This window comes from Rhodococcus sp. YH1 (genome assembly GCF_009939605.1).
Lineage (GTDB): Bacteria > Actinomycetota > Actinomycetes > Mycobacteriales > Mycobacteriaceae > Rhodococcus > Rhodococcus aetherivorans.
The window spans coordinates 44,199-51,392 of sequence record NZ_WVTE01000215.1 but is presented as its reverse complement, the minus strand read 5'-3'; the positions used below and the strand labels follow the sequence as shown (position 1 = coordinate 51,392).

Annotated in this window: 5 protein-coding genes; all 5 read right to left on the bottom strand. The window is 70.6% G+C overall.

Annotated elements, in window-relative coordinates:
* Positions 1 to 992: phosphatidylglycerol lysyltransferase domain-containing protein (locus AIIKEEIJ_RS16645; RefSeq protein WP_238406441.1), on the bottom strand; the 992-nt coding region annotated here is incomplete at its 3' end.
* Positions 993 to 1,116: 124 nt separating this feature from the next.
* A complete protein-coding gene (locus AIIKEEIJ_RS16640; RefSeq protein ID WP_161996176.1) occupies positions 1,117 to 1,797 on the bottom strand; it encodes a response regulator in 681 nt (226 codons plus the stop codon).
* On the bottom strand, positions 1,794 to 4,340 hold the full coding sequence (locus tag AIIKEEIJ_RS16635) for a DUF4118 domain-containing protein (RefSeq protein ID WP_161996175.1): 2,547 nt from the start codon (positions 4,338 to 4,340) through the stop codon (positions 1,794 to 1,796). The genes AIIKEEIJ_RS16640 and AIIKEEIJ_RS16635 overlap by 4 nt, the downstream gene beginning before the upstream one ends.
* 7 nt (positions 4,341 to 4,347) lie before the next feature.
* Positions 4,348 to 5,007: a potassium-transporting ATPase subunit C gene (locus tag AIIKEEIJ_RS16630; protein ID WP_044476248.1), complete on the bottom strand. Its 660-nt coding sequence runs from the start codon at positions 5,005 to 5,007 to the stop codon at positions 4,348 to 4,350.
* A 5-nt stretch (positions 5,008 to 5,012) separates the two neighbouring features.
* Positions 5,013 to 7,103 (bottom strand): potassium-transporting ATPase subunit KdpB, encoded by a 2,091-nt coding sequence (kdpB, locus tag AIIKEEIJ_RS16625; protein ID WP_443217112.1) that lies wholly within the window; start codon positions 7,101 to 7,103, stop codon positions 5,013 to 5,015.
* Between the last annotated feature and the right edge of the window lie 91 nt (positions 7,104 to 7,194).

Here is a 7,194-nt window from a genome sequence, read left to right as displayed (position 1 = left end):
ATCAACCGATCGAAGTCGGTGCGCTGCTCGACGCGGGTCGCCTCCACCTTGTAGGTCACCTTGAGCACCGGCGAATAGATCGAGTCGACCGGGATGCGGCCGATCTCGGCGCCGGATGCCTTGTTCTTCCCGACCTCCACGCGGTAGGTCACCGCGGCCTTACCGCTGGGCGCGAAGACGACCGCCTTGTCGCGGCGGGTCGCGAAGTAGCCCAGCGAATCGTCGCCGCCACGCTCGAGCAGGCCCCGGATCGCGGATTCGTCGCTCCCGGTCAGTGCGTTGGTCGCCCGTTGCGACCGGAACAGCACGATCACCGCCGCGATCAGCGCCAGCGCCCCCAGCAGGCCGAGCAGGGTGTTGACGAATCCGTGTGGGCGCCCGCTGAACTGGTCGTTGTCGAGCAGGGACAGGGCGGTCACCCGGTTGACCGCCCACAGCAACCGCTCGTCGGACGGCAGGGTGCCGGGGAACAATTCCACGAGCCCCCACCCGATCAGGGTGCCGACGGCGAGCCCGGCGACGAGGACGCCCAGCGATTTCCACACCGCCCCGCGACGAACCCGCGTGTAGAACTCCGGATACGCCGCGAGCAGGAGCCCGACCGCCGCGACCTGCAGCACCAGACCGATCGCCGCGTCGATGCTGCGGTCCGACACCGCCACGAATCCGTTGTAGATCGCGAATCCGGCCAGGTACACCGTGAGGATCCACCACGCGATCCGCTTGCGGCTCGCCAGTGCCGCCGCGAGCAGGCCGAGCACCAGCGCGTACGACAGGCTGGTGTCGGGCGCGTCGAACAGGTACGTGTCCACGTATTCCCGTGGCGTATGGACGAAGTAGCGCAGGGTGGGGGAGATCGACCACAGCGCCACCGCGACGGCGAAGATCCCGAGGGTCAGGCCCACCACGTGCGGGACCGAGTTCAGGCGGCCGCGGGGCCGGGCAGGCAGGTGGGGGTGCGCCGCAGGTGCCGCAGCAACGTCCGCTGACATGCGTCGACGGTAGCGCCGCCCGGGACGTCGTGCTGCTCGGAACCGGGATTTGGTTACGAATCCGTCGTGCCGGACGTCCGGCGGCGCTGCTCGGACCGCCCCGCTTCGTCCCGCGCGAGTGGCTTCACGGTTCGAAGCGGTATCCCATTCCCGGTTCGGTGAGCAGGTGGCGAGGGTGCGCAGGATCGGGTTCGAGTTTGCGGCGCAGCTGCGTGAGATACACCCGCAGGTAATGGGTCTGGGTCGTGTAGGACGGCCCCCACACCTCTTCGAGCAGTTCCCGTTGGCCGACGAGCTTGCCGCGGTTGCGCACCAGCATCTCGAGCATCCCCCACTCGGTGGGGGTCAGGTGCACCGGTGCGCCGTCGCGGGTGACCTTCTTCGCGACGAGGTCGACGGTGAAGTCGTCGGTGTCGATCGTCGGTTCGGTCGTGTCCGAGGTGGTGCCGGCCCGGCGGACCGCGGCGCGGATGCGGGCGAGGAACTCCTCCATCCCGAACGGCTTCGTGACGTAGTCGTCGGCTCCGGTATCGAGGGCGGCCACCTTGTCGAGGGCGTCGGTGCGTGCCGAGAGGACGATGACGGGGGCCGTGCACCAGCCGCGCAGCCCGGCGAGCACTTCGATCCCGTCGAGGTCGGGCAGGCCCAGGTCGAGGACGATCACATCGGGATGCTGCTGGGCGGCGGCACGGAGGGCGGAGCGTCCGTCGCCGGCGGTGATCACCTCGTACCCGCGTGCGGCGAGGTTGATGCGCAACGCACGCAGGATCTGTGGTTCGTCGTCGACGACGAGGATGCGGGTCATCGCGGCACCCTGGCCGGCGCGGCGGCGAGCTCGACCACCATGGTGGTCCCGCCACCGGGTGTCTCGGTGGCGGTGACGGTCCCGCCCATCGCTTCGGCGAATCCGCGGGCGACGGTCAACCCGAGCCCCGCCCCGCGGCTGCTGCGGTGGTCCCCGGCGCGGGGAAAGGCGGCGAAGACGTTGCCGGTGTCGCCGGGTGCGAGTCCGGGACCGCAGTCCGCGATGGTGACGGTGGTGCGGTCACCGGAGGTGCCGGCGCCGACGCGGATCGGACCGGTGGGTGCGTAGCGCAGGGCATTGTCGAGAAGATTGGCCAGGACCCGTTCGAGCAGCCCGCTGTCCGCAGCGACCACGGTGTCGTCGACGTCGACCTCGATGCGTTCGCGAACGTTGCGGGCGGTGTCCGAACCGCCGCTCGAAAGCGTGACCATGGCCCGGTGCACCACCTCGTCGAGGTAGACCGGCTGCAGGACGGGCGTGATCACCCCGGCCGCGAGCCGGGAGGAGTCGAGCAGGTTCGACACCAGGCCGGTGAGCTGGTCGGTGGATTCCTCGATGGTCGCGAGCAGCTCCGCGGTGTCCTCGGGGGAGAACTCGACATCGGTGCTGCGCAGGCTCGACACCGCGGCCTTGACGGCAGCGAGCGGGGTGCGCAGGTCGTGGCTCACCGCCGACAGCAACAGCCGCCGCAGGCGGTCGGTCTCGGCCAGGGCCGACACCTGGGCGGCCTCGGCGGCGAGTTCCTGCTGCCGGACCAGTCCGGCGGCCTGTCCGGCCACCGCGGTGAGGATCCGGCGGTCGCGGGCGCGCAGCTGCGGACCACCGAGCAGGAGGGCGTACGCGCTGTCGTCGACCTCGCAGACGGTGTCGGCGGCCTGCATCGACGTCGGTGGCGCCGACCCGGCCGTCCCCAGGACCTGTGCCGGCTCCCGGTCGGTGCGGACGAGGCTGACGCCGTGCTGGGCGTAGGTTTCCCGGACCTTCTCGAGCAGCCGGGGCAGGTCCGCACCCCGCAGGACCGCGCCGGCGAACAGCGCGAGCAGTTCGGCCTCCTGGGACGCGAGCCGGGACTCGCGGGCACGGGCCGCGGCGGCATCGACCAGTGCGGCGACCGCCACGGCGACGACGAGCAGCACCACGGTGGTGACGAAATTGGCCGGCTCGGCGATGGTGAAGCTGTGGCGCGGCTCGGTGAAGAAGAAGTTCAACAGCAGGGCCGACAGCAGGGCCGCGACGATGGCCGGACCGATTCCGCCGAACAGCGCGACGGCGAGCACGACGACGAAATACAGCGTGTGCTGGCCCTCGAAGCCCGTGAAGTGGTCGATCAGCGCCATCACGCCGGTGGCGACGACGGGGATGACGAACGCCGCGATCCAGGACTGCAGTCGCCGCTCGTGGCGGCCCAGCAACGCCATCCTCGGCCCACGGGCGGTGTGCTCGTGGGTCACCATGTGCACGTCGATCTTGCCGGAGTCGCGGACGACCGCCGCCCCGATGCCCTCGTCGAGGATGCGTGCCCACCGCGGGCGCCGGGACGTGCCGAGCACCAGCTGGGTGGCGTTCACCTCCCGCGCGAAGTCGAGCAGCGTGGTGGGCACGTCGTCGCCGACGACGCTGTGCAGGCTTGCCCCCAGGCTCGCCGCCAGAGTCCGGACCTTCCCCATCTGCGGCGCCGAGACGCCGGTGAGCCCGTCGCCGCGGACGACGTGCACGACCATCAGTTCCGCACTCGCCTTGGCGGCGATACGGCTGGCCCGGCGCACCAACGTCTCCGATTCGGGCCCACCGGTGACGGCGACGACGACCCGCTCGCGGGCCTCCCAGGTGTCGGTGATGGCGTGTTCGCCGCGGTACTTGGCGAGCGCGAGGTCGACCTGGTCGGCGAGCCAGAGCAGGGCGATCTCGCGCAGGGCGGTCAGGTTGCCCTCCCGAAAGTAGTTGCGCAGCGCGGAATCGACCTTCTCGGGCGCATACACGTTCCCGTGCGCCAGGCGCCGCTGCAGGGCCTGCGGGGTGATGTCCACCAGCTCCACCTGGTCGGCGCGGCGCACGACGTCGTCGGGGACGGTCTCGCGCTGCACCACGCCGGTGATCTGCTCGACCACGTCGTTGAGGGACTCGAGATGCTGGATGTTCACCGTCGACAGCACGTCGATTCCCGCGTCGAGCAGTTCCTCGACGTCCTGCCACCGTTTCGCGTGGCGGCTGCCGGGAACGTTGGTGTGGGCGAGCTCGTCGACCAGGGCGACGGCCGGCCGGCGGGCCAGCACGGCATCGAGGTCCAGTTCCTCGAACACCGCGTCCCGGTAGCCGATCCGTCGGGGCGGGACGCTCTCCAGGCCGGCCAGTTGTTCGGCGGTGCGGGCACGACCGTGCGTGTTCACGATCGCCACCACCACGTCACCGCCCCGGGCGATCCGCCGATGGGCCTCGCCCAGCATGGCGAACGTCTTGCCCGCGCCGGGGGCGGCACCGAGGTAGATCCGCAGCCGCCCCCGGCGCGACGCCTCGGGCGCGGCGGTGCGTGCAGTACCGGTCACGACGCCATCATCCACCCGAGGGGACCCCGTCGCAGTCGGGTGCGGTCAGTCCCAGCGCCACGTTCAGCTCGGGCACGTTCACTCGTTCGGCGCCGAGGAACCCGAGTTGCCGGCCCTCGGTGTGCGCGGCGACCAGCTCCCGGACCCGCTGCTCGGGGATGCCGGTGACCCGCGCCACCCGCGGCACCTGCACCGCGGCGTAGGCCGGGGAGATGTGGGGATCGACGCCGGAGCCGGACCCGGTGACCGCATCGACCGGAATCTCCTGCGGCGGCACCTGCTCGCGCGCGGCGATCACGGCACGCCGTTCGTCGACGAAGGCGGCCAGGACCTCGCTGCTCGGGCCCTGGTTGGACGGCAGCGCGGCGGCCGGGTCGCCCGGCGCGAAGGCGTCTGCGTCGGCGACCGAGCCGACGACCCGAGTGTGGAAGAACGGATCGGGCTCACCGGGCGCGACCTGCGGGTCGACGCCGATCAGCCGGCTGCCGACGACGCAACCGTTCGTGTCGGTCAGTGGCGAGCCCTCGGCGCTCGCCGAACCGAGCCGTCCCACCGCCCACACCGCCGCCGGATAGGCCACTCCGACGATCACGGTCAGGGCGACCAGCATCAGCAGGCCGGCCCGCGCCTGCCGCATCAACCCTGCGAAGAAGTTACCGAATCCCATCAGTGTCACCCGATTCCCAGACGCACCACGAGGTCGATCAGCCAGATCCCGACGAACGGGGTGATCACCCCGCCGAGTCCGTAGACGAGCAGATTCCGCCCCAGCAGCGACGACGCGTTCGCCGGCCGGTACCGCACACCCTTCAGGGCCAGCGGTATCAGCGCCACGATCACGAGGGCATTGAAGATCACCGCCGACAGGATCGCGCTCTGCGGGGTGGCCAGTCCCATGATGTTCAGCCCCGCCAGTTGTGGGTAGATCCCGCTGAACAACGCGGGCAGGATCGCGAAGTACTTCGCGAGATCGTTCGCCAGCGAGAAGGTGGTCAGTGCCCCGCGCGTGATGAGCAGCTGCTTGCCGATCTCGACCACCTCGATCAGCTTCGTCGGATCGGAGTCGAGGTCGACCATGTTCCCCGCCTCCTTGGCCGCGGAGGTGCCGGTGTTCATCGCCACCCCCACGTCGGCCTGGGCGAGGGCGGGCGCGTCGTTGGTACCGTCACCGGTCATCGCGACCAGCCGTCCGCCCTGCTGTTCCGAGCGGATCAGCGCCAGCTTGTCCTCGGGGGTCGCCTCGGCCAGGAAGTCGTCGACCCCCGCCTCGGCTGCGATCGCCTTCGCGGTGAGGGGGTTGTCCCCGGTGATCATCACCGTGCGGATGCCCATCGCCCGCAGCTGGGCGAATCGCTGTCCCATGCCGGGCTTGACGACATCGGACAGCTCGACGACGCCGACCACCGATGCGCCGCGATCGTCGGATCGGGCCACCACGAGCGGTGTTCCGCCGCCGCGGGCGATGTCGTCGACGACGGTGCTCACCGCCTCGGGGATCCGTCCGCCCTGCTCGGCCACCCAGCGGGTCACCGCGTCGGCGGCGCCCTTCCGGATGCGGACCGGGATGCCGGCGTCTCCGGCGGTGTCGAGGCCGCTCATCCGGGTGTGCGCGGTGAATGCGACGAACTCGGCGGAGCGCTCGGCGCCCGACGGGCTCGGATCGAGGTGGAACCGCTCGGCGCACAACTCGACGATGCTGCGCCCCTCGGGGGTTCCGTCGGACAGGCTCGACAGTCTTGCCGCAGAAGCCATTTCGAGATCCGTGACGCCGGGGGCGGGGTGCAGTGCGGTGGCGCGCCGGTTGCCGTAGGTGATGGTGCCGGTCTTGTCCAACAGCAGGGTGTCGATGTCCCCGGCCGCCTCGACGGCACGACCGGACATGGCCAGCACATTGCGCTGCACCAGCCGGTCCATCCCGGCGATGCCGATCGCGGAGAGCAGGGCACCGATCGTGGTGGGAATCAGGCACACCAGCAGCGCGATCAGCTCGACCGGTCCCTGCTCGGCGCCGGCGTACGCACTCATCGGACCGATCGCGACGACCGCGAGCAGGAACACGATCGTCAACGCCGCGAGAAGGATGTTCAGGGCGATCTCGTTGGGGGTCTTCTGCCGGGCGGCCCCTTCGACGAGAGCGATCATCCGGTCCACGAAGGTCTGCCCGGGTGGTGCGGTGATCCGCACGACGATGCGGTCGGAGAGCACGGTGGTGCCGCCGGTGACGGCGCATCGGTCGCCACCCGACTCGCGGATCACCGGCGCCGATTCTCCGGTGATCGCCGACTCGTCGACCGTGGCGATGCCCTCGATCACGTCGCCGTCACCGGGGATCGTCTGACCGGTCTCCACCACGACGAGATCGCCCACGCGCAGCTCGGTGGCCGATACGGATTCCTCGGCGGCCGGACCGGTGAGGCGACGGGCTGTCGTGTCCTGCTTGGCCTTTCGCAGGCTCGCCGCCTGCGCCTTGCCGCGCCCCTCGGCGACCGACTCGGCGAGGTTGGCGAACAGCACGGTGAACCACAGCCACGCCGCGATCGACCACGCGAACAGCGTGGGTTCGACCATCGCCGCGACGGTGGCGACCGCCGATCCGACCAGCACGACGAACATCACCGGATTCCGCGCCACATGCCGGGGATCGAGCTTGCGGATCGCTCCCGGCAGGGCCTCTGCCAGCTGACGGGGGCTGAACACGCCCCCGCCGACACGATGCGGGTGGGAGGTGATGGTCTCCCGGTGGGAATGAAGGTCGATGGTCACCGAAGTATCTCCGTGATCTCCGCCGCGGGGCGGGAGGAAGAGCCGTGGTCGCGGCGCCGCAGGTGCGTGTGAGGCGCCGAGGGGGAGACGA